This is a genomic window from Brevundimonas sp. UBA2416 (assembly GCF_002343105.1).
Lineage (GTDB): Bacteria > Pseudomonadota > Alphaproteobacteria > Caulobacterales > Caulobacteraceae > Brevundimonas.
In genome coordinates, this window is sequence record NZ_DDRM01000019.1 from 215,161 (window position 1) to 240,489 (window position 25,329).

General features: G+C 69.0%; 25 protein-coding genes. 11 read left to right on the top strand and 14 right to left on the bottom strand.

Annotated elements, in window-relative coordinates; translation table 11 throughout:
- Nucleotides 1-4: 4 nt before the first annotated feature.
- The 3 genes from plsY to topA all read left to right on the top strand — a co-directional run bounded on the left by plsY (nucleotide 5) and on the right by topA (nucleotide 4,434).
- Nucleotides 5-646 (top strand): glycerol-3-phosphate 1-O-acyltransferase PlsY, encoded by a 642-nt coding sequence (gene plsY / locus B3E43_RS07480; protein ID WP_292028060.1) that lies wholly within the window; start codon nucleotides 5-7, stop codon nucleotides 644-646.
- Nucleotides 643-1,734: a DNA-processing protein DprA gene (gene dprA, locus B3E43_RS07485; protein WP_292028062.1), complete on the top strand. Its 1,092-nt coding sequence runs from the start codon at nucleotides 643-645 to the stop codon at nucleotides 1,732-1,734. Before plsY ends, dprA begins: the two co-directional genes overlap by 4 nt.
- Before the next feature lie 81 nt (nucleotides 1,735-1,815).
- A complete protein-coding gene (gene topA, locus B3E43_RS07490) occupies nucleotides 1,816-4,434 on the top strand; it encodes a type I DNA topoisomerase (protein WP_292028064.1) in 2,619 nt (872 codons plus the stop codon).
- Here the strand turns inward: topA and B3E43_RS07495 are convergent.
- The 3 genes from B3E43_RS07495 to B3E43_RS07505 all read right to left on the bottom strand — a co-directional run bounded on the left by B3E43_RS07495 (nucleotide 4,431) and on the right by B3E43_RS07505 (nucleotide 6,462).
- A complete protein-coding gene (locus tag B3E43_RS07495) occupies nucleotides 4,431-4,850 on the bottom strand; it encodes a molecular chaperone DnaJ (RefSeq protein WP_292028065.1) in 420 nt (139 codons plus the stop codon). The genes topA and B3E43_RS07495 overlap by 4 nt on opposite strands.
- Before the next feature lie 4 nt (nucleotides 4,851-4,854).
- Complete coding sequence (locus tag B3E43_RS07500; RefSeq protein ID WP_292028066.1) at nucleotides 4,855-5,694, bottom strand: division plane positioning ATPase MipZ; 840 nt, start codon at nucleotides 5,692-5,694, stop codon at nucleotides 4,855-4,857.
- Nucleotides 5,695-5,811: 117 nt separating this feature from the next.
- Nucleotides 5,812-6,462: an SPOR domain-containing protein gene (locus B3E43_RS07505; RefSeq protein ID WP_292028067.1), complete on the bottom strand. Its 651-nt coding sequence runs from the start codon at nucleotides 6,460-6,462 to the stop codon at nucleotides 5,812-5,814.
- A gap of 75 nt (nucleotides 6,463-6,537) precedes the next feature.
- Between B3E43_RS07505 and panC the strand changes: the two genes are divergently transcribed.
- Nucleotides 6,538-7,410 carry a pantoate--beta-alanine ligase gene (gene panC / locus B3E43_RS07510; protein ID WP_292028068.1) on the top strand — a complete coding sequence of 291 codons (873 nt, stop codon included), beginning with the start codon at nucleotides 6,538-6,540 and terminating at the stop codon, nucleotides 7,408-7,410.
- A gap of 9 nt (nucleotides 7,411-7,419) precedes the next feature.
- Here panC and B3E43_RS07515 read toward each other — a convergent pair whose 3' ends face one another.
- The 6 genes from B3E43_RS07515 to B3E43_RS07540 form a co-directional block, all read right to left on the bottom strand.
- Nucleotides 7,420-9,117 (bottom strand): hypothetical protein, encoded by a 1,698-nt coding sequence (locus B3E43_RS07515; protein WP_292028070.1) that lies wholly within the window; start codon nucleotides 9,115-9,117, stop codon nucleotides 7,420-7,422.
- Between the two features lie 64 nt (nucleotides 9,118-9,181).
- Entirely contained in the window at nucleotides 9,182-9,448 is a 267-nt protein-coding gene (locus B3E43_RS07520; RefSeq protein WP_292028072.1) for a peptidase inhibitor I78, read from the bottom strand.
- A 2-nt stretch (nucleotides 9,449-9,450) separates the two neighbouring features.
- A complete protein-coding gene (locus B3E43_RS07525) occupies nucleotides 9,451-9,747 on the bottom strand; it encodes an I78 family peptidase inhibitor (protein ID WP_292028074.1) in 297 nt (98 codons plus the stop codon).
- Between the two features lie 22 nt (nucleotides 9,748-9,769).
- Nucleotides 9,770-10,075: a hypothetical protein gene (locus B3E43_RS07530; RefSeq protein ID WP_292028075.1), complete on the bottom strand. Its 306-nt coding sequence runs from the start codon at nucleotides 10,073-10,075 to the stop codon at nucleotides 9,770-9,772.
- 5 nt (nucleotides 10,076-10,080) lie between these two features.
- Nucleotides 10,081-10,542 (bottom strand): DNA polymerase III subunit chi, encoded by a 462-nt coding sequence (locus B3E43_RS07535; RefSeq protein ID WP_292028077.1) that lies wholly within the window; start codon nucleotides 10,540-10,542, stop codon nucleotides 10,081-10,083.
- Nucleotides 10,543-10,564: 22 nt separating this feature from the next.
- Nucleotides 10,565-12,040, bottom strand: a complete 1,476-nt coding sequence (locus B3E43_RS07540) for a leucyl aminopeptidase (protein WP_292028079.1) — start codon at nucleotides 12,038-12,040, stop codon at nucleotides 10,565-10,567.
- A 134-nt stretch (nucleotides 12,041-12,174) separates the two neighbouring features.
- On the opposite strand from B3E43_RS07540, the gene B3E43_RS07545 reads away from it, so the two are divergent.
- The 7 genes from B3E43_RS07545 (at nucleotide 12,175) to B3E43_RS07575 (ending at nucleotide 20,943) form a co-directional block, all read left to right on the top strand.
- Complete coding sequence (locus tag B3E43_RS07545) at nucleotides 12,175-13,308, top strand: LptF/LptG family permease (protein ID WP_292028081.1); 1,134 nt, start codon at nucleotides 12,175-12,177, stop codon at nucleotides 13,306-13,308.
- Nucleotides 13,305-14,435 (top strand): LPS export ABC transporter permease LptG, encoded by a 1,131-nt coding sequence (gene lptG / locus B3E43_RS07550; protein WP_292028083.1) that lies wholly within the window; start codon nucleotides 13,305-13,307, stop codon nucleotides 14,433-14,435. Before B3E43_RS07545 ends, lptG begins: the two co-directional genes overlap by 4 nt.
- Nucleotides 14,436-14,492: 57 nt before the next feature.
- The gene (locus B3E43_RS07555; protein WP_292028085.1) at nucleotides 14,493-16,913 is read left to right on the top strand and encodes an LPS-assembly protein LptD; all 2,421 of its coding nucleotides are present in this window, start codon (nucleotides 14,493-14,495) and stop codon (nucleotides 16,911-16,913) included.
- A 99-nt stretch (nucleotides 16,914-17,012) separates the two neighbouring features.
- The gene (locus B3E43_RS07560) at nucleotides 17,013-18,350 is read left to right on the top strand and encodes a peptidylprolyl isomerase (protein ID WP_292028087.1); all 1,338 of its coding nucleotides are present in this window, start codon (nucleotides 17,013-17,015) and stop codon (nucleotides 18,348-18,350) included.
- Nucleotides 18,350-19,354, top strand: coding sequence for a 4-hydroxythreonine-4-phosphate dehydrogenase PdxA (gene pdxA / locus B3E43_RS07565; RefSeq protein ID WP_292028089.1), 1,005 nt, complete (start codon nucleotides 18,350-18,352; stop codon nucleotides 19,352-19,354). The genes B3E43_RS07560 and pdxA overlap by 1 nt, the downstream gene beginning before the upstream one ends.
- A gap of 130 nt (nucleotides 19,355-19,484) precedes the next feature.
- Nucleotides 19,485-20,363, top strand: a complete 879-nt coding sequence (gene rsmA, locus B3E43_RS07570) for a 16S rRNA (adenine(1518)-N(6)/adenine(1519)-N(6))-dimethyltransferase RsmA (RefSeq protein WP_292028091.1) — start codon at nucleotides 19,485-19,487, stop codon at nucleotides 20,361-20,363.
- 181 nt (nucleotides 20,364-20,544) lie between these two features.
- Nucleotides 20,545-20,943, top strand: a complete 399-nt coding sequence (locus tag B3E43_RS07575; protein ID WP_292028093.1) for a host attachment family protein — start codon at nucleotides 20,545-20,547, stop codon at nucleotides 20,941-20,943.
- A gap of 36 nt (nucleotides 20,944-20,979) precedes the next feature.
- Here the strand turns inward: B3E43_RS07575 and gmk are convergent, their stop codons facing one another.
- The 5 genes from gmk to B3E43_RS07600 form a co-directional block, all read right to left on the bottom strand.
- On the bottom strand, nucleotides 20,980-21,621 hold the full coding sequence (gene gmk, locus B3E43_RS07580) for a guanylate kinase (RefSeq protein ID WP_292028095.1): 642 nt from the start codon (nucleotides 21,619-21,621) through the stop codon (nucleotides 20,980-20,982).
- Nucleotides 21,611-22,495 (bottom strand): YicC/YloC family endoribonuclease, encoded by an 885-nt coding sequence (locus tag B3E43_RS07585; RefSeq protein WP_292028098.1) that lies wholly within the window; start codon nucleotides 22,493-22,495, stop codon nucleotides 21,611-21,613. Before B3E43_RS07585 ends, gmk begins: the two co-directional genes overlap by 11 nt.
- Entirely contained in the window at nucleotides 22,492-23,631 is a 1,140-nt protein-coding gene (gene mltG / locus B3E43_RS07590) for an endolytic transglycosylase MltG (protein ID WP_292028099.1), read from the bottom strand. The genes B3E43_RS07585 and mltG overlap by 4 nt, the downstream gene beginning before the upstream one ends.
- Nucleotides 23,631-24,911, bottom strand: a complete 1,281-nt coding sequence (fabF, locus tag B3E43_RS07595; RefSeq protein ID WP_292028100.1) for a beta-ketoacyl-ACP synthase II — start codon at nucleotides 24,909-24,911, stop codon at nucleotides 23,631-23,633. Before fabF ends, mltG begins: the two co-directional genes overlap by 1 nt.
- A 107-nt stretch (nucleotides 24,912-25,018) precedes the next feature.
- Nucleotides 25,019-25,258 carry an acyl carrier protein gene (locus B3E43_RS07600; RefSeq protein WP_055830235.1) on the bottom strand — a complete coding sequence of 80 codons (240 nt, stop codon included), beginning with the start codon at nucleotides 25,256-25,258 and terminating at the stop codon, nucleotides 25,019-25,021.
- Nucleotides 25,259-25,329: the final 71 nt, after the last annotated feature.

The following is a 25,329-nucleotide window of genomic DNA, read 5'->3' on the forward strand; positions in this document are numbered from 1 at the left end:
TCACTTGCAGGATCTGGTCGGCCCGACCTTGGGGACGCTCGCGCTCGCAGCGACGGGCGGATACCTGCTGGGTTCCATCCCGTTCGGGGTGATCCTGACCCGTCTGGCGACGGGCGAGGATGTGCGCAGCATCGGCTCGGGCAATATCGGCGCGACCAACGTCCTGCGGACGGGACGCAAGGACCTGGCCTTCGCGACCCTGATCCTCGACGCCGGCAAGGGCGCGGCGGCCTTCCTGATCGCCCAGGCGCTGTTCCCCGGCGTGCCGGCCATCGCAGCCATCGCCGGCGGCGCGGCCTTCCTCGGCCACCTGTTCCCGGTCTGGCTGGGTTTCAAGGGCGGCAAGGGGGTGGCGACCTTCTTCGGCCTGCTGCTGGCCGCGGCCTGGCCGCTGGGCCTGATGGCCGGGGCGACCTGGCTGATCGTGGCGGCCCTGTTCCGCATGTCCTCGTTCGCCGCCCTGATCGCAGCGGTGATGGCGCCCCTGTTCGCCCTGCTTCCCCTGCCCGTGATGGGCCTGCCCGCCCCGGGACCGATTCTCGCGCTGGCGGCGGCGACGGCGCTGCTGATCTGGATCCGGCATCATGAGAACATCGCCCGCATCCTGAAGGGGACCGAACCCCGGATCGGCGCGAAGAAGGGGTGACCCTTCCGGACGCAGAGCGTTTTGCGCGCCTGCGTCTGGCGCGGACCGACCAGGTCGGTCCGGTGACGTTTCAACAGTTGCTGGAGCGGTTCGGCTCAGCGGAGCGCGCGCTCGAGGGCCTGTCCGACCTGATCCGGCGCGGCGGCGCTCATGGATACGCCGTGCCGCCGGTCGAACGGGTCGACGCCGAGATGGCGGCCGGAGAGCGCGCCGGGGCCCGGCTGATCGTTCTGGGCGACGCGGACTATCCCGACATGCTGGCGGCGGTCGATCCGCCGCCGCCGCTGCTGTGGACCCTCGGCGACGCCAGCCTCATGGCGCGCCCCTGCATCGCCGTGGTCGGCGCGCGAATCGCCTCTGCCGGCGGCCAACGGATCGCGCGCGGCCTGTCGCAACAGTTGGGCGAGGCCGGGCATGTCGTGGTGTCGGGACTGGCGCGCGGCATCGACGCCTCGGCCCATACCGGGGCCTTGCCGACCGGGACCGTGGCGGTGCTGGGCGGCGGGGTGGACGACATCTATCCGCCGGACAACGCCGACCTCTATGCGCAGATCGTGGAGCAGGGCTGCGTCATCTCGGAGAGCCCCATGGGCGCGCGGGCGCAGGCCAAGGATTTCCCGCGCCGCAACCGGATCATCTCGGGCCTGTCGCGCGGGGTGATCGTGGTGGAGGCCGAGCTACGGTCGGGCTCGCTGATCACCGCGCGGCTGGCGGGCGAGCAGGGCCGGGACGTCTTCGCCGTGCCGGGTTCGCCACTGGATCCGCGCTCGCGGGGCCCGAATGAACTACTGCGGCAGGGCGCCATCCTGTGCGAGGGCCCGGAGGATGTGGAGCGGGCCTTCTCGACCCTGCGGACGCTGCGCGAGCCGGCCCCGGACAATCCGTTCGAGGGCGCGCCGGACGAGATCGAGGCGGCCGTGATCGAGCGGGTCGCGGCCCTGCTGTCGCCCACGCCGACGCCGCGCGACGAATTGGCCCGGGCGCTGGGTCTACCGATCGGGACGGTGGCCGCCGCCCTGCTGGAGCTCCATCTGATGGGTCGCGCCGAGCTTCTGCCGGGCGGCCTGGCCGCCGCGCGATCACCCTGAATTCCAGTCCCGATTGACAGCGGCGCTCGCGCCAACCACGTTCCGCCCCCTTTCCGAGCCCGCGCAAGGCCCCCTCCCCGCATGAACCTCGTCGTCGTCGAGAGCCCCGCAAAGGCCAAGACCATCAACAAATATCTGGGCCCGGACTTCACCGTCCTGGCGTCCTACGGCCACGTCCGCGACCTGCCGTCGAAGGACGGGTCGGTGCTGCCGGACGATGATTTCGCCATGAGCTGGGAAGTCGACGCCCGCGCCTCCAAGCGGATGTCGGAGATCGCCGAGGCGGCCAAGAAGGCCGACCGCGTCATCCTGGCGACCGACCCCGACCGTGAGGGCGAGGCGATCAGCTGGCATGTGCTTGAGATCCTGACGAAGAAGAAGGCGCTCAAGGACACCGCCGTCGAGCGCGTCACCTTCAACGCCATCACCAAGTCGGCCGTGCTGGAGGCCATGGCCAATCCGCGCCAGCTGGATATGGAGCTGGTCGAGGCCTATCTGGCCCGCCGCGCGCTCGACTATCTGGTGGGCTTCACCCTGTCGCCTGTGCTGTGGCGCAAGCTGCCGGGCGCGCGCTCGGCCGGTCGGGTGCAGTCCGTCGCCCTGCGCATCGTCGTCGACCGCGAGATGGAGATCGAGGCGTTCCGGGCCCAGGAATACTGGTCGGTCGAGGCCGATCTGGCCGCCGACAGCCCGCCCTTCACCACCCGGCTGGTCAAACACGCCGGCAAGCGGGTGCAGCGGCTGGACATCACCTCCGAGGCCATGGCCAACGCCGCGCGTGACGCCATCAAGGCCGGCAGTTTCACCATCCGGTCGATCGAGAAGAAGCCGGTCAAGCGCAGCCCGTCGCCGCCCTTCACCACCTCGACCCTGCAGCAGGAGGCGGCACGCAAGCTCGGCTTCACCGCCCAGCGGACCATGCAGGCGGCGCAGAAACTGTACGAGGGCGTCGACGATACAGGCGGCCTGATCACCTATATGCGGACCGACGGCCTGTCGGTCAGCCCCGAGGGCATCGCCCAGGCGCGTGAGGTCATTTCTGACCGGTTTGGTCCGGCCTACGTTCCGGAACAACCGCGATATTACAAGACCAAGGCCAAGAATGCTCAGGAAGCGCACGAAGCCATCCGGCCGACCAACCTGACCCGTCATCCCGACAGTCTGCGGCTTGAAGGCGATCTGTCGCGCCTGTATGAGCTGATCTGGAAGCGGATGATCGCCAGCCAGATGGAGTCCGCCCGGCTGGACCGGACCACGGTCGATGTCGAGACGCCGGACGGCCAGACCGGTCTGCGCGCCACCGGCCAGGTCGTCGCCTTCGACGGCTTTATCGCGGTTTACGAAGAGGGCCGCGACGACAAGCCCAAGGACGGCGTCGACGACGAGGACGACACCACCCGCCTGCCCGCGCTGAAGGAAGGCGCCGTGGCCAAGGTCGAGGCGATCCGCACCGACCAGCATTTCACCGAGCCGCCGCCGCGCTTCTCGGAAGCGACCCTGGTCAAGAAGCTGGAAGAACTGGGCATCGGCCGGCCGTCGACCTACGCCTCGATCCTGACCACCCTGCGCGACCGCGAATATGTCCGCATGGACAAGAACCGGTTCATCCCGGAGGACAACGGGCGGCTGGTCACGGCCTTCCTCGAACAGTTCTTCACCCAGTGGGTCCAGTACGACTTCACCGCCGCACTGGAGACCCGGCTGGACGAGGTTTCCGCGGGCGATCTGGACTGGAAGGTCGTGCTGCGCGACTTCTGGAGCCAGCTGAAGCCGGCGACCGACGCCGTCACCGCGCGTCAGGGCGTGATCGATGAGCTGGACACGGCGATCGGGCCCTTCCTGTTCCCCGACACGGGCGACGGCACGGACGCGCGGCTGTGCCCCCTGTGCAAACAGGGCCGACTGCATCTGAAGGCCAGCTTCAAGATGAAGTCGTCCTTCATCGGCTGCTCCAACTATCCGGAATGCCGCTACACCCGCGGCTTCGGCGCCGCGACCGGCGTCGAGGACGGCGGCGACCGCGATCTGGGCGTCGATCCCGTGACCGGCGCGCCGGTGGCGCTGAAGATCGGCCGCTTCGGCCCCTATGTGGAGACCACGGTTCCCGGCGAGGAGAAGCCGAAGCGCTCTTCCCTGCCCAAGGGCTGGTCGCCCGCGACCCTGGCGCTGGAACAGGCGCTGCGCCTGCTGGCCCTGCCGCGCGAGGTCGGAATCCATCCGGAGGACGGCAAGCCGATCACCGCCGGCCTCGGCCGCTACGGGCCGTTCGTGCTGCACGCCGGCACCTACGCCAATGTCGCCGACATCGATGAGGTGTTCGACATCGGGCTGAACCGCGCCGTCGTGCTGCTGGCCGAGAAGCGGGCCGGCAAGTTCGCGGGACGCGGAGCGGCGACGGCGCCGCTGAAGGACCTCGGGGCTCACCCGGAGACGGGCGAGCCGGTGCATGTCATGGCCGGGCGCTTCGGGCCTTATGTGAAGTCGGGCAAGATCAACGCCACCCTGCCCAAGGGCACGGCGCCCGAGGATCTGACGATGGAACAGGCCATCCCGCTGCTGGCCGCTCGCGCGGCCGCTGCGCCGAAGGGCAAGAAGGCTCCAGCTGCGAAGAAGGCGGCTCCGAAGGCAGCGGCGAAGAAGCCGGCCGCGAAGAAGAAGGCTCCGGCGAAGAAGGCGGTCGCGAAGAAGTCCCCTGCCTAAGGCTTCAGCAACCGGTCCCGCGCCGCGTTGAGCCGCGAAGCCAGGCCTTCCGTGCCGCCCTGGTCGGGGTGGGCGCGGCCCATAAGCCGTTTCCAGGCGGTGTTGATCTCCTCCGGCGTCGCATCGACCGGGACGCCGAGGAGCGAGCGGGCCTCGGCCGGGCTCATCGCCTCCGTCCGGGGAGCCGGCGCGCGCTGACGCGAGGACAGGGTCAGCCAGGCCCCGGCCCCGGCGAGGGCGGCGGCGGGCAACCATGTACCCCGGGCCGCCAACAGGACCGCGCCGGCGATCAGCACCGCGCTGAACAGGGTGGCGGCGACGCGCCAGTGGCCCCGGCCCCGGCGCTCGGTCTGACGGCCAAGCCGCACCAGCGCCCAGACGGCGATTGCCGCCAGCGCCAGCCAGACGAGGCTCAAGACGTCACGCCGCCGCGTCCAGCGGGGCGTCCAGGGCGCTGCCGTCCAGACCGAGGGACAGCATCAGGTTGCGCATCTCCTGCCGCGCCGCGACGTGAGCCAGCGAGACGGCGACCGGGCGGACCTCATTGGACAGGTCGGCGACGGTCAGGCCGAACGGGAAGAGCTCGCGATAGATGACCCGGTCGCGCAGGCCGGGGCCGATGCGGAAGCCGACCCGACGGGCCAGCTTCTCCATCCGCTCCTCGAGCCGCTGACGGTTGCGGGCGGCGGCGACAGCCATGCGGTTGACGACCACGATCCAGTCGATGGTCGCCTGCCGGCCCTCGGTGATCGCGCGGTGCTTGCGCGCTTCCCAGACGCTTTCGGAATAGATCGAAGGCTTGAGCAGTTCGAGGGTGACCGGGTCGATCTGACCCAACAGGTCGAAATCGACGAAGCTGTCGTTCATGGGGGTGACGATCTGGTCGGCGAGGCCGTGGGCGGTGCGCGACAGCAGGGTGTCGCCGCCGGGCGTGTCGATCAGGATGACGTCGGCCTCGGCGCGGGCCTGGGCGAACGCAGTCTGGAAGCGGGCCAGCTGGACCTGCTCATCGGCCTTGGCCAGCGCCTTGCCGTCACCCATGTCGGGCTCGATCGGCATCGGCAGGACCTGATCATTGCCGGCCATCCAGGCAGCCCGATTGGCGAAGAATTTGGCCATCGACCGCTGACGCAGGTCCAGATCGATGATGGCCACGCGCCGGCCCGCGTGCAGCAGGCCGCAGACGATGTGGATGGCGAGGGTCGACTTGCCCGCCCCGCCCTTTTCGTTGCCGACGACGATGACCGAAGGGTCAGCCATGGATGTTCACGCCCCGTTGGCGACCGCCGACTCAGACACGCGACCGCAGGCTCGCAGAATCGCGTCCGCGGGGGCGGACGTCAACGACAGGATGGACGGCGGCTGTGGATGCGCGGGTCAGGCGACCCGATTGCACCAGGGATCGTCTATACCGGCGGCGGCGCAGACGGCGGCGGCCCCGGCGGCCGGCGCCGTGACCTTGAGCCGGGTCAGCCGGCGACCACCGACCTCGACGCCCTCATAGACGGGCGACAGGCCGTTCAACGCCCAGGCGGCCTTGCCGGACTTCAGACGGGCCCAGGCGGAACGGGCGGCGGCCTCGCTGGAATAGGCGCCGAGCTGGACCAGACCCCGACTGGCGCGCGGGGCCGTCGGGCGGGAGGGTGCAAGCGCGGGACGCAGGCCGGCGCGGGACGAGGCCGCGTCAATGCGGTCGGACACCTGTTGCACGACAGCGTCGGCGACAGCGGGCGCGGCGGCGGCGACCAGACGGGAAGCGGCGCGTTCGCCGGCGCTGTCCAGCCCGTCGCGAGCGTCCCAGAGCGCGTGCGGGTCCATGACCTCGACCCGCAGCGCCGGACGCAGGCCGGCCTCCGCGGCGGTGCGCGGCGGCGGCGCCCCGGCGCGCTTGCCATCCACGTCGATGGCGGCGACGGAATTGGCCAGGTTCTCGAAACGATGCGGATCGCTGTCGATCATGCCGCAGGCGTTCAGGGCGACGGCCGACACGAGGACCACGACTGGACGAATGATGAGGCTGGGCGTCATAAGCCGATACTGGCACGGCAAGATTTGCCGCCCGGTTCACAAGCAGGCTTAAGCCGAAAGGTTAATCCGTTCATCATGGCCGAGACTGACGCCCTTCCCGTGGTCCGCAGCATTGCGGCGCTGCGCCAGACCGTAAGCGACTGGCGTCGGCAAGGGTTCACCGTCGGCTTCGTGCCGACCATGGGCGCCCTGCACGAAGGCCATCTGACGCTGGTGCGTGAGGCCGGTCGCCGGGCGAACCGGGTCGTGGCCAGCGTCTTCGTCAATCCGACCCAGTTCGCCGCCCACGAGGACCTAGGCACCTATCCCCGGCAGGAGGCACGCGACGCTGAATTGCTGGCGGGGGCCGGCTGCGACCTGCTGTTCGCGCCGTCGGTCGAAGAAATGTATCCGGCGGGCGCGACCACAACTATCAGCGTCGGCGGCCCGGCCGAAGGACTGGAAGGCGAGTTCCGGCCGCAGATGTTCGGTGGCGTGGCTCTGGTTGTGTCGAAGCTGCTGAACCAGGTCCAGGCCGATGTGGCCGTGTTCGGGGAGAAGGACTGGCAGCAGTTGATGGTCGTCCGGCGGCTGGTCCGTGACCTCGACATCCCGACGCTGATCGTCGGATCGCCGACCATGCGGGACGGGCACGGCCTCGCCCTCTCTTCACGCAACGCCTACCTGTCGGAGGCTGAGCTGGACGTCGCACGACAGCTCAACGGCGTGCTCGCCGAGGCCGGGGCGGCGGCCGCATCCGGGACTCGGCTGGACGCCATCGAGCAGGACGCGCGGGAGGCGCTGCTGCGGGCGGGCTTCAGCCATGTCGACTACGTCGCCGTCCGCCGCGCCGATGATCTGGCTGTCTTCGAGGGCGGCGTGGCGGACGCGCCGGGGCGGATTCTGGCGGCCGCCTGGCTGGGGCGCACCCGGTTGATCGACAATATGGCCGTCGCTTCGCCGTCCTGAGGGGCCGCGTCAGGCCAGTTTGAGTTCCATGGCGCCGCCGATCCACTCGATGCGCGAGCGGCGGTGCGCCTCGGCGGCGGCGGCGGAGTCACCGAGGGCCGCTTCGGCCTCGGCGAGGACGAAATAGCTGTAGGGGTCGTTCGGCCAGTCCTCGATCAGCTCAAGCACCTTGGCCCGCGCGCCGGCGGCGTCGCCTTTCAACAGCAGGGCGGCGGCCAGACTGCGCCGCGTCGGATACCAGATGATGGGCGGATCGCCGCCCTCCTCGCCCTGTCCCTGGATTGCCGCGGCGCGGGCGAAGGCGGCGATGGCCGCATCGGCGTCGCCCGCGAGCATCGCCGCGCGCCCTTCGAGCACGCGCTGGGAGACCTCTGTGAACTCGTTGCGCATCTCGCCGTTGTCGCCGGCGGCGAAGCCGGTCTGCGAGCGGATAGCGGCGATGGCTGCAGCCTCGGCCCGCACCGCCGCGGCGTTCCCGGCGCGCGCCGCCGCCTCACCGCGGGCGAACCGCCAGCTGACCCGCAGCATGGGATGGGTTTCGGGCGGTTCGGTTAGGCCCGCGACCTGTTCCGTAGAACCGTAGCGGCCGAAGAGGGCGTAGGCGTTGTTGGCCATGGCTTGCCGCCACATGTTGTCGGCGGGGATGTCCGGATAGGTGGCCAGGAACCAGTCGGCGAGCTTCAGCCCTTCTTCGGCCCCGCCGGCCATCAGGGCGCCCCCCATGCCGAAATGGATGTTGTGGGCATGCAGGGCCATGCCGGGCACCCCGCCGGGCGGCCGCGCAAGGCTGTCATACTTCAGGTCCAGCGCCACGGCGTTGACGTTGGACATCATGGCGTCCCGGTAGCGGCCGACGCGATAGAAGGTGTGCGAGGGCATGTGCACCAGATGGCTGGCCCCCGGCGCCAGCGCCGCCAGCCGTTCGCCGTAGGGAATGGCCTTGTGCGGATCGTCCGACCATTCGGTCAGGTGGATATAGAGGTGGATGGCCCCCGGATCGTCCGGCGCCATGGCCAGAGCCTGTTCCAGGATTCCCATGGCGCGGGTGATGCCCGGATCCTTGGCCTTGCCGTCGTCGTCCCACCATTCGTCTGCCTTGAGCATCCAGGCGTCGGCAGTGATGGCCGCGACGGTGATGTCCGACGGATTACGGCGGGCGATTCGGTCCATGGCCGAAGCAAAGCGGCGGTCCCGCGATCCCTTTAGGCCCGAATAGCGCTGGACCAGGGCGTCGATCATCTGGCGCTGCATGGGGGTCGCGCGGCGCGCCAGCCGGCGGGCTTCGCGCGCGGCCGTCAGAGCGGCGGCCTGGCTGGCGTCGTCATTGCCGCCGCCGTTCAGATTGGGGCCGAGCGCCCAGGCCTCGCCCCAGGCGCACATGCCGCACGTCGGGTCGAGCAGGCGCGCCTTGCGGAAGGCCCGCACCGATTCCTTGTGTTCGAAGGCCCAGCGCAGCCGGACGCCGTGGTTGAACCAGGCCTGGGCCTCGGGGACGGCCGTGTCGATGGCGAAGCCGCCGGTTCCGAAGCCCTCGACCATGACCATATCCGCCACGGGTGTGCCGGCATTGGCCGAGACAGCGGGACCGCAGACCTGGGGCCGTTCGATCCGATCGAGCATCGCGCGCTCGGCTGTGGCGTCCGCGACCGCAGCGGGACCAATCAACGAGACAGTCAGGGCGACGCCGGCCATCAGGATGGTGCGCATGAACGGGGCCTCCCCTGCCCTCGCCGTCACCTTGGCGCGAAAGCGCGGGGTCGCCAAGACCGCTTCAGCCGCAGTCCACGCTCTCGACGATCCCGGTGGCCTCGTTGAATCGCACGTTCAGACGGTCGGGCCGCAGGTCCTTGGTCGCAGGACAGGTTGTGCAGACGACACGGACATTGGCGCCTTGGGGAAAGGTCACCGCGCCGACGTGCGCACCGATCAGCGAGCGGGCGGCCGCTGCGTCGCAGCGCTGCGGGATCGGGGTCATGTCCGGCGTTACTTCCACAGGCGCGCAGGCCGCGAGCGCGAGGCCGGCGGCGGCGATGACCACCCTCATCCGCATTTGACCTCGCGGATCACGCCGGTGGACTCCTCGAACAGGATGTTCAGGCGATTGGGGCTGTAGTCCATGGTCACCGGGCAGGTGGTGCAGGTCACGCGCCACACCTCACCCGACGGGCGCGCCGGCAGTTCCGAGCGGTTGCGGCCGACGTAGCGCTCATACTGGTCCGCCTTGCACTGGGTCGGACCGTCTTCGGGCGGCATCGGCGCCGGGTCGCCGGCGTCCACGGGTGCGCATGATAGGACCAGCAGGGCCGTGGCGGCGAGGGTGAAGGCCTGAAATTTCATCGGCTCGTCTCCTGGGAGGGGCTCAACCGCAGCGGACCTGTTCGACGACTTCGGTCTGCTCGTTGAAGAAGATGTTCAGGCGGGTCGGCGAATAGTCCTCGGTGACCGGGCATGTCGTGCAGGTGACCCGCCGGTTCACCACATCAACGGGAACGGGGATGTCGGTCCTGGGTTTCCCGACCAGCCATTGAAGTTCGCCCGCGCGGCACATGTCGGCCGTGGGGTTCGACGGGCGCGAGCCGGTCGGCTGGTTGATCTGGGCTTCCTCGATGGTGCGGGGCGCCAGGGCCTCGGAAGCCGGCGCCGCGCAGGCGGCCAGCGCCAGCAAGGCGATCAGGCCGCCTTTTCCCAGCGTCCTTCCGGAGACTGTTTCCAGTAGGCCAGCGTCGCGCCCGCGTCCCTGAGCGTCTTCCATCGAACCCGCGCGCCGCTCAGCGCCGCCTCGTCGCGTCCGTCGAAGATGATGAAGCATCGTTCGAAGCCTTTCGTGTCGCCCAACTCTGAGCCGTCCACGATGAACAGCGCCTGAGCGGCGTTCGGGTTCTCGTGCGATTCGGTCAGCAGTATGGGCTGCCGCGCCGCGTCGGGCCCCGACGCCCGGCCATGAGCCAGAAAGCTGTCGTCACGATACGTCCAGAGCCGCTCGTCGATATCGTCGAGCAGGCGGGCGTCGGCGGCGCGGATCAGCGCCCGCCAACCCCGCTCGCGCGTCTTCTCCATCAGGCCGGGCAGCACCTGTTCCAGGGTCGACCGCTCGAGGTGGTAGAACCAGATTTCCGGTTTGGCGTCAGACACCCGGTTCTACCTTTTCAGAGACTTACGACTCGTAGCTGTCAGCCACCATCCGGTCGAGCGTGCGCACGCCCCAGCCGACGGCGCCGTCCGGGACGGTCGGGTTTCGGCTGTCCTTGACCCATGCGGTCGGGGCGATGTCGATGTGGGCCCAGGGGACGCCATTGGTGAAGCGCTGCAGGAACAGGGCGGCGGTGATCGAGCCGCCGGCGCGGCCGTTGCCGGTGTTCTTCACATCGGCGATCGGGGTGTCGATGTGGCGCTCATAGAAGGCCGGGATCGGCATCCGCCAGGCGTTCTCGCCGACCTTGGGACCCGCGGCCAGGAAGTTGTTCGCCAGTTCGTCGGAGTTGGAAAACACCCCGGCGTATTCCAGCCCCAGAGCCACGATCATGGCGCCCGTCAGGGTGGCCAGGTCGAGCATGAATTTCGGCTTGAAACGGTCCTGCGTGTACCAGAGGCAGTCGGCCAGAACTAGGCGGCCTTCGGCGTCGGTGTTCAGGATTTCGACCGACTGGCCGGACAGCGACATGACAACGTCGCCGGGACGCTGGGCGTTTCCATCGGGCATGTTCTCGACGAGGCCGATGACGCCGATCGCATTGACCTTCGCCTTGCGACCGGCCAGCGCGTGCATCAGGCCGACCACGGCGGCCGAGCCGCCCATGTCCCACTTCATCTCTTCCATGCCGTCCGCCGGCTTGATCGAGATGCCGCCGGTGTCGAAGGTCACGCCCTTGCCGACGAAGGCGATGGGCTGTTCGCCCTTCTTGCCGCCGTTCCACTTCATGATGACGACCTGGCTGTCGCGCACGCTGCCCTGACCGACGGCCAGCAGGGTGCGGAAGCCGAGCTTCTCGAGCTCCTTCTCGCCGAGGACCTCAACCTCAAGGCCCAGCTTCTCAAGCGCTTTCACGCGCGTCGCATAGGCTTCCGGGTAGAGGACGTTGGCCGGCTCGGCGACGAGATCGCGGGCGAACTCGACCGCGGTAGCGACCGCGGCATGGGTCGCCCAGGCGGCTTCGGCGGCCTTTGGATCGGCGGCGACGACCCTGATGGTCTCAATCGACGGCGTCTTCTCCGGCTTCAGCGTGGTGCGGTATTTGAGGAAGCGGTAGCTCGCGAGACGGGCCGCGAAGGCCGCACGGGCGGCCTGGTCGGCGGTCAGGTGCGAGGCGTCGAGGGTCAGGGCCGTCGCGCCCGACAGCTTGACCGCGTGATAGGCGGCGCCGGCGGCGGCCTCGAGCGCCAGATCGTCGAATTTGGCGGGATCGCCCGCGCCGCTGAGCAGGATGGTCGCAGCGTCGACTCCGGCCGGGGCGGCGACGATCAAGGTGCTGTTCGAGCCGCCGGTGAAGCGGCCGGCGTTCATCGCCTTCATCAGGGCGCCGGAGGTGGCCGTGTCGAGCTGGGGGCCCATGCCGGAGAGGACCCGACCTTCATGGACCAGAACGGCCAGAACCTCAGCGGCGCCCGCGGACGCGACGAACTCGATCTTCATTTACTGCTCCCGCCGGGCCATACGCCCCGGCTCTGTGTCGATGGGATGAGCGCGCGCGGTTTCACCGGCGCGTTCGGGTGTGTATTAGATGCTCCCGCTCGCCGCCGCCCGCAACGGGTGATTTCCCGCCTCATATGACCCTGATTCAAGGCTATCTTTTCCGGCAGATCGCCCGCCCCGTCGTGGGCGCGTGCGCCGCGCTGGCCGGAATCGGCATCCTGAGCCAGAGCCTCGACCAGCTCGAAGTCATCGTCGAGCGCGGCCAGAGCGTCTGGGTCATGGTCAAGCTGACCCTGCTGGCCGTGCCGCAGTTGCTGGCCGTCATCATTCCCATCGGACTTTTCGTGGGCGCCCTGATCGCCCTGACGCGGCTGCAGCGCGAACAGGAGCTGACGGCGGTCTTCGCCTCGGGCGTCACCCGCTGGTCGGCCATTCGCCCGGCCGTGAGGATCGCGGCCATCGCGGCCGTGCTGACCCTGATCATCACGACCGTGGGCCAGCCATGGGCGCAGCGGCAGTCCCGGGCCGAGGCCTTCGCCGTCCGCACCGACCTGGCCGCCCTGCTGGTCGAGGAGGGTCAGTTCGTCGAGGGACCGAACGGTTTGACGGTCTATGTCCAGCAGATCGAGCAGAACGGCCTGCTCAAGAACCTGTTTGTCTATCTCGAGGAGGGAGACAGGGTCACGACGTGGGACGCCGCCGAGGCGCGGTTCAGCACGGTCGACGGCCAGCCTCGGCTGTCCCTGATCAACGGATCGTGGCAGCGATATTCCTCACGCGGGGTGCTGGAGTATCTGTCCTTCGACCGTCAGGACGTCCTGCTGACCCAGTACACCGAGGTGACGGAGCGGGTTCGCTACAAGCCGTCGGACCTCTACCTGACGCAGTTGTTCAATCCCTCGCCCGGCGACCTGGAGCGGGTCGGTACGGCTGGCGAGTTGATGGCCGAGGGGCATTCGCGACTGTCGGCGCCGCTGTATGCGCTCATGGCCATGGCCATGGCGTTGACGGCGATCCTCGGCGGGCCGTTCAGCCGGACCGGCTACAGCATGCGAATCGCCAAGGTCGCAGGCGCGTTCCTGGTTGTCCGTATCGCCGGCTATGGCGTGGTCTCGGCCAGCGCCTGGAACGGGTGGCTGAACATATTCCAGTATCTGCTGCCGATCGTGGCGACCGTCATCGCCCTGAGGATGCTGTTCCAGGCGCTGAAGCCCCGCCGGCGTCCGGTCTGGCCCGCCTATGAGCGGCTGAAGGCGCGGTTCGCATGATGAGCCGCGCCGCCCTGCCCGTGCCATGGCTGAGACTCGGCCGAATCGAACGCTATGTGCTGGTCCAGCAGGCCCGGTCGCTGGGCATCGCCCTCGGCGTCATCGCCGCCCTGATCATGCTGATCGACTTCGTGGAAATTTCCCGGGGCGTCGGCTCCGACGTCGATCTGTCCGGCGTACGCATTCTCGGCCTGATGCTGCTCAAGTCGCCGCAGGTGATCATCCAGCTGCTGCCCTTCGTCTTCCTGTTCGGGACCCTGGCGGCGTTCGTGGGCCTGAACCGCCGCAGCGAGTTGATCGCCATGCGGGCGGCGGGCGTTTCGGCCTGGCGGTTCGTCCTGCCGGCGGCGGGCGCAGCCCTGATCTTCGGCGTGGTCACGGTCGCCGCACTCGGTCCCCTGGCGGCGTCTGCGGACGGTCTCTTCCAGCGAGAGCGCGCGCGCCTGTCGGGCTCCGCCGCCGGGGCCGAGGCCAGCCCGACGGTGTGGATCCGCGAGGGCGATGATACCCGCCAGATGGTCATCAGGGCCGAGCGTCAGGACCGGTCGAGCGCGCGGCTGCTGGACGTGACCTTCTTCATCTACACCAACGACGCCGAGGGTATGCGGACGTTCTCCGAGCGGATCGACGCCGACACGGCGTCCCTGTCCAACGGTAGCTGGAGGTTGGTGAATGCGGTCGGGGCGGAGATCGGCCAACGCGCCGTGCGCTACGCCACTCTCGACCTGCCTTCCAGCCTGGCCGACGAAGAGGCGTTTGAACGGTTCGCACGTCCCCAGGCGACCTCCTTCTGGTCGCTGCCGGCCCAGATCGACCGGGTCGAGGCCGCGGGCTTCTCATCGACCGCATACCGTCTCCGGCTGCAGCAGTTGTTGGCCACCCCGCTGATGTTCGCCGCCATGTCGATTCTGGCCGCGGCCTTCTCGCTGCGGCTGATGCGGCTGGGCGATCTTGCCCGGATGAGCGTGGCGGCGGTGGTGCTGGGGTTCGGCTTCTTCTTCGTCAATCAGGCGGCGTCCGCCTTCGGCTCGGCGGAGGTGATCCCGCCCTGGCTGGCGGCCTGGCTGCCGCCCTTGCTGACGGCGCTCGCCGCCTTCACCTTGCTGTTCTATACCGAAGACGGCTAAGCGATCCGCCCTTCCCCCGGCTTGCCGGACCGTCCGTCCACCAGAGTGAACTCTTGTATGCAGCGTGACCGCCGCGCGCCCGATTTGGGAGCCTTGCGCTACCGGCTTCTGGCCGGTGCGGCTGCAATCGCGCTGACCTCTCTGGCTGGAGCCGCCCAGGCGCAACAGACGCCCGCGCCGGTCGGACCGGCCGCCGACGGACTACCCCCTGGCGCGGTCTATATCGAGGCTGAGTCCGCGGCGCGGACCGGCGACGTCATATCCGCCGAAGCCGCGGGAGCCGATCGCGTGCTGGCCCGCTTCCGGGGCGCGACGCTCAGAGCCGGCGCCGTCAGCTATGACCTCGGTCTCGGCATCGCGACAGCCGACCGGCGGGTCGAATTCACCGACCCCGAGGGGAACGTCGTCTTCGCGAGCCACCTTGAACTCGACTCGGATCTGAAGGCCGGCGTGGCGGTCGATTTCGCCACCCGCTTCCGCAATGGCGCGAACCTGATGGCCGCGACGGCGGTACGCCGCAGCGAGAACGTCAACGAGCTGAACTACGCCCGTTTCACACCCTGCGCGATCTGCGACGCCGAAGGAAATCCCAGGGAACCCAGCATCGCCATCCAGGCGGAGAAGGTCGTTCAGGACGAGGACCTCCGTGCCGTCCTGTATCGCAATGCCGTGTTCCGGGTCGGCGGTGTGCCGGTCTTCTACCTGCCGTTCTTCGCCCATCCCGATCCGACCGTCGACCGGGCGTCCGGCTTTCTGGTGCCCATTCCCAGCTACGATGAAGGGCGGGGTCTGAGCCTTGAAATTCCCTATCTTCGCGTGGTGTCACCGTCCGAAGACTGGTTGATCAGCCCGCAGTTCAACACCGATGTCGCGCCGCTGCTGAACCTCCAATGGCGTCGCCGGTTCGCCGACGGGACGGTCGTCGCGCGCGGCGGCTATACCTACGAGCGCAGCTTCGGCGACTTTGACCTCGATGGCGACGGCGACGCCGAGAGCAACGTCAAATACGGCGACCGCACCAGCCGCAGCTATTTCCTGGGTCATGGCCGGTTCGATCCCGACGGGCCCTGGCGCTGGGGCTTCACGATCGAACGGGTGTCGGACAAGACCCTGTTCGACCGCTATGACATCCGCGATCCCTATCAGGACAACGGCCTCTACTACGGCGACCAGCGGCGGCTGATCAGCCAGTTGTACGCCGAGCGGCAAACCGCCCGGTCCTATCTCTCGGTTACCGCCTTTGACCTGCAGAGCCTGCGGGTCACCCGGTTCGATCCGGTTACGCCGGCACTGAACGAGTTCGAAGCGGACGGCGCCCTGCCCGTGGTCGCGCCCCTGGTCGAGGCGCGTTGGGAACCGGCCGGGCCGGTTCTCGGAGGCCGCCTGCGGCTGCGAGGATCGGCTGTGTCGCTGTATCGCGACGACTACGTCGGCGGCCCGGTCTTGCGCCCCCAGATCATCCCGACGGGAGCGACCCTCGGCCTGCCGGGCGTCGACAGCCGCCGGGTCTCGGGTCAGGTCGAATGGCGACGGACCCTGATTTCACCCCTCGGCGTGCGTTGGGAGCCGTTCGTTGACGTGCGCGCCGACCTCTATTCCGTCGGCGACCTGCCCCCGATGCTGGGGCTGGAGGATGAGGCCATTTCCCGCGGCCGCGCCACGGCCGGCCTCGACATCAGCTATCCGCTGTTCCGCAGCGTCGGCCCCGGCGCCGATCTGATCCTGGAGCCGATGGCGCAGCTGTCGGCCTCGACCAGTTCGGACCTCGATCCGCGAATTCCGATTGAGGACAGCCAGACGCTGGAACTGGACGAGAGCTCCTTGTTCCGGACCGACCGATTCCCCGGCTATGATCTTTATGAGGGCGGTCCCCGTCTGACGATTGGCGCCCGGGCGACACTGCGCTGGAACGAGGGCCGGCAGGCCAGCCTGTTCATCGGCCGCAGCTACCGCGCCGAGGAGGAGCCTGCCTTCCTGACGCCGGTCCCGGATTTGCCAACCCAGCTCTACGATCCAACCGGCCTGGCCTCGCAGACGTCCGACTGGGTCGTGCAGGGCAGCTTCTCGCCGTCCGACCGGATTCGCGGCTGGGGCCACGCCACCATCGACGCCTCGGGTGAAATTCGCCGGGCGGAAACAGCGGTGGACGGCCGCTGGGGCCGGCGCAATCTCGCGACCGTCAGCTACATCATCGACCGCTCGAACCCGCTCGCCGGGCCGCTGAACCGAAACTACGCGTTCGTCCAGCTGTCGGGACAACAGTTCGTCTACGGCAACTGGGGCATAGCGGCCTCGGGCATCGCGGATCTGGAGCGGGACATCATCACCCGGTCCGAAGTCGGCCTGCTTTTCGACGACGACTGTTTCCGATTCGAGATCGGCTATCGGCGCGACAACACGCGCGTACGCCCGACAGGACCGTCCGAAGGCGTCTATGTGCGCCTAAACCTCGCCACTTTCGGCGGTACAGGGTATTGACGCAGCGACGGGCGCTGACGGCCGCGCGGCCCGGGGGTGCGCGGTTCGCAAATCCGGGACGAAAACCGGACCAGCGCCGCTTGAGGAACCAGGACTGACATGGGTTTGCAGCGTTACATGACGGGCGTGGCGATCGCCGCCCTCCTGGCCGGTTCGGCCATGGCCCAGACCGCGCCTCCGGCGCAGCCGGCCGCCGCCGGCAATCTGAATCCGGCGGCTGAGTCGGCTCCGGTCGCGCCGCCGGCCGCCCCGGCCTTCCAGATGTCGGATGGCATCCTGGCCACGGTCAACGACAGCGTCATCACCGGGTTCGACCTGCGCCAGCGCATGCTGCTGCTGATCGCCATGACCCAGGTCCAGCCGACGCCCGAGAACATTCCGGCCATCCAGCAACAGGCCCTGAACGCCCTGATTGATGAGCGACTTCAGGTGCAGGAACTGGCCAAATACGAGGATCTGGTCGTCAGCGACGAAGAGGTATCGGCCGAAATCGCCGCCATGGCCCAGGAAGTGGGCGCCGCGCCCCAAGCCTACATCGACTTCCTCGCCCAGGGGGGCATCCGGCCGAGCACCCTGCGCGAGCAGCTTCGGACCCAGATCGGCTGGTCGCAGCTGGTCGGCGGCCGGTTCCAGAGCCGCGCCCGCGTCAGCCGCGCCGCCGTGGCCGCGGCGTTGCGTCAGGTCTCTGAGGCCGCCGCCAAGAAGCAGTATCTGATCGGCGAAATCTACATTGAGTCCGCCCGCGTCGGCGGCCAGCAGGCGGCGCTGAACGGCGCCAACCAGCTGGTGCAGCAGATGGTCCAGGGCGCGCCCTTCCAGGCCGTGGCCCAGCAGTTCTCGGCCGCGCCGTCCGCAACGCGCGGCGGCGACGCGGGCTGGGTCGTTGAAGGCACCATGCAACCGGCGTTGCAGCAGGCGCTGGACCAGCTTCAGGTTGGGCAACTGTCACGACCGATCCCCGTCGATGGCGGGGTCTATATCGTCTACATGCGCGACAAGCGGGACGGCGCCTCGGCCAGTCTGGTGCAGATCAAACAGGTGATGATCGAACTGCCGGAAACGGCCACCGACGCGGACGTGGCCGCGGCGACCCAGCGGCTGGAAACCCTGCGTCCGCAGCTGACCTGCGACACCATGCTGGCTCGCGCGACGTCCGAGCAGGGCCTGCTCGGCGCCGATCTGGGCGAGGCCGATGTGCTGAACCTGGCCCCGCAGTTCCAGCAGGTCGCCCGATCCGCGGAAATCGGCTCGGTGAGCACGCCCGTGCGCACCCCGCTGGGCGTTCACTTGCTGGGCGTCTGCGGTCGGCGGGTCGGCGGCACCGAAGCGCCCAATCCGCAGGAAGTCGAGAACACCCTGTTCCGCCAGAACCTCGCCACTCTCGGCCGCCGCTATATGCGCGACCTGCGCGAGGACGCCCTCATCGAGATGAAGTGATGACCGCCGTCCCCGCGCCGCTGGCCCTGTCCATGGGCGAACCGGCGGGCGTGGGGCCGGAGGTCATCTCCAGGGCCTGGGCCGCGCTCAAGGGCGAGGGCCCGGTCTTCGCCGTGATTGGGGACGCCGCCCTGCTGAGATTGCAGGGGCAGCCGGTCGAATCCGTGCTCGCGCTTGCCGACGCCTCCGCCGTCTTCGGTCGAGCCATTCCCGTACTCAACAATCGCTTGCCGGGGCCCGTTACACCCGGCCGTCCCGAAACCGCCAATGCGGGCGCCGTCGCCAACTGGATCGAACAGGCCGTCAACCTGGCGCTCTCCGGCGAAGCCTCGGGCATCGTCACCGCCCCCATCGCCAAGGCGCCGCTCTACGCGGCCGGCTTTCGCTTTCCGGGACACACCGAGTTCATCGCCGAACTGACGGCTGACGTCCCCTTCGCCGGGACTCGCGGGCCGGTGATGATGCTGACGGCCAGAGACCTGCGGGCCTGTCTGGTGACCATCCACGCCCCTCTGGCCGAGGTGCCGGAGCTGGTCACGGCCGACCGTGTCTGCCGCACCGCCCGCGTCGTCCATGAGGCGATGAAGCGCGACTTCGGCATCCCCGCGCCCCGGCTGGCGCTGGCGGCCCTCAATCCGCACGCCGGCGAGAGCGGCTCGATCGGGCTGGAGGAGATCGCGGTGCTGATCCCCGCCGCCGCGGCCCTGCGCGCAGAGGGAATCGCCATCACCGATCCCCGGCCCGCCGACACCCTGTTCCACGACGAGGCCCGCACGACCTATGACGCGGTGTTATGCCTGTACCACGATCAGGCCCTGATCCCGGTCAAGACGCTGGACTTCTGGGGAGGGGTCAACACGACCCTAGGCCTGCCTGTGATCCGCACCTCGCCTGACCACGGCACGGGCTTCGACATCGCCGGAAAGGGCGTCGCCCGGGCCGACAGCCTGATCGCGGCGATCCGTCTGGCAGGGGTGATGGCGGTTGCGAGGGCGAGCAAGTGATTAGTGGTTAGTGGTTAGTGGCTGGCCGACGCCGGGGCGATGGCGCGGTCCGCGCCGCCCTTCCGCTGACGACGAGGCCGCAATCACTAACCACTAACCACTAACCACTTCTCCCGGCTATGACACGCAGGTGAACCCCACCGACCTCCCCTCCCTCCGCGAAACGCTCGACGCCCACGGCCTGCTGGCGAAGAAGAGCTTCGGCCAGCACTTCCTGCTCGACCTGAACGTCACGCGAAAGATCGTGCGCCTGGCCGGACCGTTCGACGGGCGGGCGGTGATCGAGGTCGGCCCCGGCCCCGGCGGACTGACGCGGGCGCTGCTGGAAAGCGACGCGGGCAAGGTCGTTCTGGTCGAGAAGGACCCTCGCTTCCTGCCCCTGCTGGCCGAACTGGACGACGGCTCGGGCAGGCTGACCGTGGTCGAGGCGGATGCGCTGGGTGTGCGCGAGGCTGAACTGGTCGAAGGCCCTGCCCATGTGGTCTCCAACCTGCCCTACAATGTCGGCACGCCGCTGCTGATCAAATGGCTTACCGGGCCGTGGACGCCCCATGCCCTGACCCTGATGTTTCAGAAGGAGGTGGCCGAGCGGATCGTGGCCGCGCCCGGGGACGACGCCTATGGCCGGTTGGCGGTGATCGCCCAGGCGGTGTGCGAGGCGAAACTGGTGATGCATCTGCCCGCCGCCGCCTTTACGCCGCCGCCCAAGGTGGCCAGTGCAGTCGTGCATCTGGTCCCGCGCGAGGACCGGCCGGAACGGGCGCTGCTGGCGGCGCTGGAGCGGGTGACGGCCGCAGCCTTCGGCCAGCGGCGCAAGATGCTGCGATCCAGTCTTAAGCCGCTGGGCGGGGCCGAACTGTGCGAGGCGGCCGGGCTGAGTCCCGAGGATCGGGCCGAAGTCATCGACCTGGCCGGCTTCCTGCGGCTGGCGCGGGCCGTGACGGGTGACGTGCAGCCGACCGCGCCCGACAGTGGCGGGGCGACGATGATGCGGCGCAAACGCGGCTGAAAGCCTTCCAGACCGCCCGGCGCCTGCGCTGAATCGGGCCGGCATTGCTTTCAATCAAGGCCCGGACGGTTCGGGCGGCCCAAGGTGCGAGGCTTCACAGAGGGTTCGGCCCTGTCACGCGCCCGGCAACCGCGCCGAACGCGAGGCGTTAGCCAAGCCCCAGACAATCGGAGACCACCAGATGATACTTTCCGCAGGCACGCTCGTGGCCGTGGTCGATGGCGAGAAACTGGCGCTGTTCCACAACACCGGGCATCAGTCCGTCGAGCTCACCCCCCGGCCTGCGCCGGAGATCGCCGAGCGCGCCTCGGGCGCCGCGGGCCGCATCTCCAGCGGGGCCAATCCCGACAACGACACCCAGGCCGAGGACGGCTTTGCGCTCGGCGTGGCCCACGTGCTGAACAAGCTGGTGCTGGACCACAAGGTCGAACACCTGCTGGTCATTGCCGCGCCCAAGACCATGGGTCAGCTGCGCAAGGGCTGGCACAAGGAGACGGCGGCGCGGCTGGTCGGTGAAATTTCCAAGGACCTGACCGGGCATACCCCGGCGCAGATCGCCGCGGCGATCGACAAGGCCTGATCCAGGCCCCGCCTGCCTCCGGGCAGGCGGGCGGCGTCAGACCGCCTCGTTCAGCAGGGCGTCCTTGTAGGCCTCGATCCAGATATTGCGGAAACGCCTGGAACGCTCGGCGTGATAGATGTGGGCCAGTTCGGCGTAGCTGCGGTCGAAGTCGTCATTGACGAAGACGTAGTCGAACTGGCCGCAGTGCTCGATCTCGCCCTTGGCGTTCTGGATGCGGCGTTCGATGACCTCGTCGGCGTCCTGGGAGCGGGTGACCAGACGGCGGCGCAGTTCCTCGAGACTGGGCGGCAGGATGAAGACGCGGACGGCGTCCTCAGGGCATTTTGCGGCGATGTCGCGGGCGCCTTGCCAGTCGATGTCGAAAAGGACGTCGCGGCCCTCTGACAGGGCGCGGTCGATGGGCGCGCGCGGGCTGCCGTAGCGGGCGCCGTGGACGTCGGCCCATTCGAGGAAGGCGTCGGCGTCGATCAGGCGCTGGAACTCGGCGTCATCGACGAAATGATAGTCGCGGTCGGCGACCTCGCCGGGGCGGATGCCGCGGGTGGTCATGGAGATCGACAGTTCCAGCCCGCCATGGTCGGCCATCAGGCGGCGGCACAGGCTGGTCTTGCCGGCCCCCGAGGGGCTGGCGACGATCAGCAGGACGCCGCGGCGGGGATGGCGTTCATTCAACATTCTGGACCTGTTCGCGCAGCTGTTCGATCACGGCCTTGAGCTCCAGGCCGATTCCGGTGAGCGCGGTCGTAGCCGATTTCGAGCAGAGGGTGTTCGCCTCCCTCATGAATTCCTGCATCAGGAAGTCGAGTTTCCGGCCGGCGGGGGGTTGCCGCAACAGTTCGCGGGCCGAGGCGACGTGGGCGGCGAGCCGGTCCAGCTCCTCGCGGACGTCGGCCTTTGTGGCCAGCGAGGCGGCCTCGAGGAAGATGCGGTCCTCAAGACCCGGCGCATCGGGGGCCAGTTCGGTCATCCGGCGGGTGAAACGCTCGCGGATGGCGTCGGTCTGGGCGGCGGCTTCGGTCTCCGCCTGGGCGACGAGGGCGGCGATGCGGACGATGAAGTCGGTGACGACGGGCAGGAGCTGCGAGCCCTCCCGGTCGCGCGAGACCTTGAGGGCGTCGAACGCCTGATCGATCGATGCGGCCATGGCGGCTTCGACGGCAGCGCGTGCCTCGGGGTCGTCGATTTCTTCCGGGGCTTCGAGGACGCCGCGCAGGGACAGCAGGCCGTCGGCCGAGGGCGGCGTGGCACCCTCCTCCGCCAGCTGGTTGGCAAGCGCCAGGTAGCGGGCGAGGATGTCCTGATTGACCTTCAGCGAGGCGGCGCCGGGGTCAGCACGCTTGGCCTGGACTCCCAGCGTCACCTGACCGCGATTGAGGCGGGCCTGGGCGGCGGTCTTGGCATGGCGCTCGAGGCCGTCGAAACCGGGCGGGCCGCGGAAGCGGACTTCCAGATTGCGGCCGTTGACCGAACGGGCCTCGACCGACCAGGTCCAGTCGCCATGGGCGCCGTCGGCCCGGCCGAAGCCCGTCATGCCCGAGATGGCGCTCATCCGGCGGGAGCCGGAGCAGGAATGGCGATCACCCGGGCGCCAGGGGACACAGTCACGCCGGGCGGCACGCCGTCGGAGGCAGGCGCGGCCGCATCGGGTGCGGCGGGAGCCGGCTCCGGCGCGGCGGGCGGCGGGCCGGCGCGGCGGCGCTCGATCTCGCGCCAGCGAGCGACATTGGCGAGATGCTCTTCATAGGTCCGGGCGAAGGCGTGGCCGCCCGAGCCGTCGGCGACGAAGAAGATGTCCGCAGTGGAAGGCGGATTGAGCACGGCGGCGACGGCGTCCCGGCCCGGATTGGAGATGGCCGTCGGTGGCAGGCCGTCGATCTGATAGGTGTTCCACGGATTGGGCCGGTCGAGTTCGGACCGACGCAGCCCCCGGCGAAGGGGTACGCCGCGGGTAAGGCCGTACTCGATGGTCGGGTCGCTCTCCAGCCGCATGCCGGCGCGCAGGCGGTTGGTGAAGACGGCGGCGACACGGGGGCGTTCGTGGGCCACGCCCGTCTCCTTCTCCACGATGGAGGCGAGGATCATGGCTTCCTCGGGCGTTCGGACCACGGTGGCGGAGCCGCGCGCGGCCCACAGGCGGGCGAGGTTCTCGTCGCGGGCGCGACGCATGCGGGCGATGACCGAGGCGCGGGTCTCGCCGCGGCTGATCTCATAGGTGTCGGGCCACAGGCTGGCCTCTTCCGGAACAGCGTCGATCGTCCCGGTCAGAATGGTCTGGTTGTTGAGGATTTCCACCGCCTGGGCCGAGGACCAGCCTTCGGGCAGGGTGACGTAGTGGCGGACCACCCGGCCCTCGACCAGCAGGACGAGGACGGAGCGGAGCGAGGCCTTGCTGGGCACCTCATATTCGCCGGCGCGCAGCTTGCGGTCGGCGCCGGTCAGGGTGGCGGCGGCCTTGAACATGTCGGTCGAGCGGATCACCCCGGCGGACTTCAGGGTGGCGGCGATGGCGCTGACGCCCGCGCCGCTGGGCAGGCTGACGACGGTCGATTCGCCCTCGCGGGCCGCGGGGCCCGGGGCGTAGAAGACGCTCCAGGCGGCGATGAGGGCGATGATCAGGAAGGTGCTGAAGGTCGCCGTGGCGGCCAGAAACGCGGTCTTGCGGCCGGAGCGCCGCTCCACCGACATCAGCCGACCTTCCGGAAGATGACCGAGGCGTTGGTGCCGCCGAACCCGAACGAGTTGGACATGGCCACGTCGATCTCTATCGGCTGGCCCTTGCCGCGTACCAGATTCAGGGCGGTGTCACGCTCGGGATTGTCGAGATTGATGGTCGGAGGCGCGATCTGGTCGCGGATGGCCAGGATGCAGAAGATCGCCTCGATGGCCCCGGCCGCGCCCAGCAGGTGGCCGGTCATCGACTTGGTCGAGGACAGCGCGACGTTGGGGGCGTGATCTCCCATGAGTTTCTCGATGGCCCCGGCCTCGATCCAGTCGGCCATGGTCGAGGTGCCGTGGGCGTTGACGTAGTCGATGTCCGCGGGGGTGATGCCGGCGCGCTTTACCGCCATCTGCATGGCGCGATAGCCGCCGTCGCCGTCCTCGGCCGGGGCGGTGATGTGATAGGCGTCGCCGCTCATCCCGTAGCCGGCGACCTCGGCGTAGATGGTCGCGCCGCGGGCTTTCGCGTGCTCGTACTCCTCCAGCACCACAATGCCCGCGCCCTCGCCCATGACGAAGCCGGAATGGTCCTTGTCCCACGGCCGCGAAGCCTTTTCGGGCGCATCATTGTAGGCGGTGCAGAGGGCCTTGCAGGCGAGGAAGCCGGCGATGCCGATGGGGACGATGGAGCTTTCCGCCCCGCCCGCGACCATGACGTCGGCGTCGTCCAGCATGATCATCCGGGCCGCGTCGCCGATGGCGTGGGCGCCCGTGGCGCAGGCGGTGACGACCGAGTGATTCGGCCCCTTGAGACCGTGGCGGATCGAGATCTGGCCGCTGGTCAGGTTGATCAGGGCCGACGGGATGAAGAAGGGGCTGACCCGGCGCGGACCCTGTTCCTTGAGAATGATGGCCGTGTCGGCGATGGGGCCGAGGCCGCCGATGCCGGAGCCGACCATGACGCCGGTGCGCTCGCGCTGCTCCTCGGTCTCGGGCTTCCAGCCGGCGTCGGCCAGGGCTTCATCGGCGGCGGCGATGGCGTAGACGATGAAGTCGTCGACCCGCTTGCGGTCCTTGGGCGACATGACCTTTTCGTGGTCGAAGACGCCCGGCTGGCCGGGTGCGCCGCCGCCGCGACCGTCGACCGACGGAATCTCGCCCGCAATGGTGCAGCCATAGCCTTCGGTGTCGAAATTGGTGATCGGGCCGATGCCCGAGCGGCCCTCGAGGATGCCCTTCCAGTTATGCTCCACGCCCCAGCCGAGCGGGGTGAGCAGACCGAGGCCGGTGACGACGACACGGCGCATGTGCGCTCCTCGTTACAGAATCCTGACCACAAACAGTAATGGCCGCCGGGCGGCCCCGCTAGGGGCGCGCCACGGCGGCCATCAAAGCCGTTCGAAAAGGGCGGCGATCAGCCGGCCAGCTTCTCGTCGATGAACTTCACGGCGTCGCCGACCGTCTGGATGTGTTCGGCGGCGTCGTCCGGGATTTCGATGTCGAATTCTTCCTCGAAGGCCATGACCAGTTCGACGTTGTCGAGCGAGTCAGCGCCCAGGTCGTCGATGAAGCTGGCCTTTTCAACGACCTTTTCCGGATCGGCGTCCAGGTGGTCGATGACGATCTTGCGGACGCGTTCCAGGGTGTCGGACATGGGTGTCTCTGCTTTCAGGGCCGCCACGGCGGCTGTTGTCTTGATTGCTGCCGTATGACGGCGGCGACGGC

What these genes read in the sequence shown, in the direction of transcription:
- B3E43_RS07575 (WP_292028093.1), top strand. Translation starts at nt 20,545, where the DNA reads ATGATACTTTCCGCAGGCACGCTCGTGGCCGTGGTCGATGGCGAGAAA.
- mltG (WP_292028099.1), bottom strand. Translation starts at nt 23,631, where the DNA reads ATGTCGGTGGAGCGGCGCTCCGGCCGCAAGACCGCGTTTCTGGCCGCC.
- B3E43_RS07540 (WP_292028079.1), bottom strand. Translation starts at nt 12,040, where the DNA reads ATGAAGATCGAGTTCGTCGCGTCCGCGGGCGCCGCTGAGGTTCTGGCC.
- topA (WP_292028064.1), top strand. Translation starts at nt 1,816, where the DNA reads ATGAACCTCGTCGTCGTCGAGAGCCCCGCAAAGGCCAAGACCATCAAC.
- B3E43_RS07525 (WP_292028074.1), bottom strand. Translation starts at nt 9,747, where the DNA reads ATGAAATTTCAGGCCTTCACCCTCGCCGCCACGGCCCTGCTGGTCCTA.
- panC (WP_292028068.1), top strand. Translation starts at nt 6,538, where the DNA reads ATGGCCGAGACTGACGCCCTTCCCGTGGTCCGCAGCATTGCGGCGCTG.
- B3E43_RS07505 (WP_292028067.1), bottom strand. Translation starts at nt 6,462, where the DNA reads ATGACGCCCAGCCTCATCATTCGTCCAGTCGTGGTCCTCGTGTCGGCC.
- fabF (WP_292028100.1), bottom strand. Translation starts at nt 24,911, where the DNA reads ATGCGCCGTGTCGTCGTCACCGGCCTCGGTCTGCTCACCCCGCTCGGC.
- B3E43_RS07585 (WP_292028098.1), bottom strand. Translation starts at nt 22,495, where the DNA reads ATGAGCGCCATCTCGGGCATGACGGGCTTCGGCCGGGCCGACGGCGCC.
- B3E43_RS07500 (WP_292028066.1), bottom strand. Translation starts at nt 5,694, where the DNA reads ATGGCTGACCCTTCGGTCATCGTCGTCGGCAACGAAAAGGGCGGGGCG.
- B3E43_RS07600 (WP_055830235.1), bottom strand. Translation starts at nt 25,258, where the DNA reads ATGTCCGACACCCTGGAACGCGTCCGCAAGATCGTCATCGACCACCTG.
- B3E43_RS07515 (WP_292028070.1), bottom strand. Translation starts at nt 9,117, where the DNA reads ATGCGCACCATCCTGATGGCCGGCGTCGCCCTGACTGTCTCGTTGATT.
- B3E43_RS07560 (WP_292028087.1), top strand. Translation starts at nt 17,013, where the DNA reads ATGGGTTTGCAGCGTTACATGACGGGCGTGGCGATCGCCGCCCTCCTG.
- gmk (WP_292028095.1), bottom strand. Translation starts at nt 21,621, where the DNA reads ATGTTGAATGAACGCCATCCCCGCCGCGGCGTCCTGCTGATCGTCGCC.
- pdxA (WP_292028089.1), top strand. Translation starts at nt 18,350, where the DNA reads ATGACCGCCGTCCCCGCGCCGCTGGCCCTGTCCATGGGCGAACCGGCG.
- lptG (WP_292028083.1), top strand. Translation starts at nt 13,305, where the DNA reads ATGATGAGCCGCGCCGCCCTGCCCGTGCCATGGCTGAGACTCGGCCGA.
- B3E43_RS07555 (WP_292028085.1), top strand. Translation starts at nt 14,493, where the DNA reads ATGCAGCGTGACCGCCGCGCGCCCGATTTGGGAGCCTTGCGCTACCGG.
- B3E43_RS07545 (WP_292028081.1), top strand. Translation starts at nt 12,175, where the DNA reads ATGACCCTGATTCAAGGCTATCTTTTCCGGCAGATCGCCCGCCCCGTC.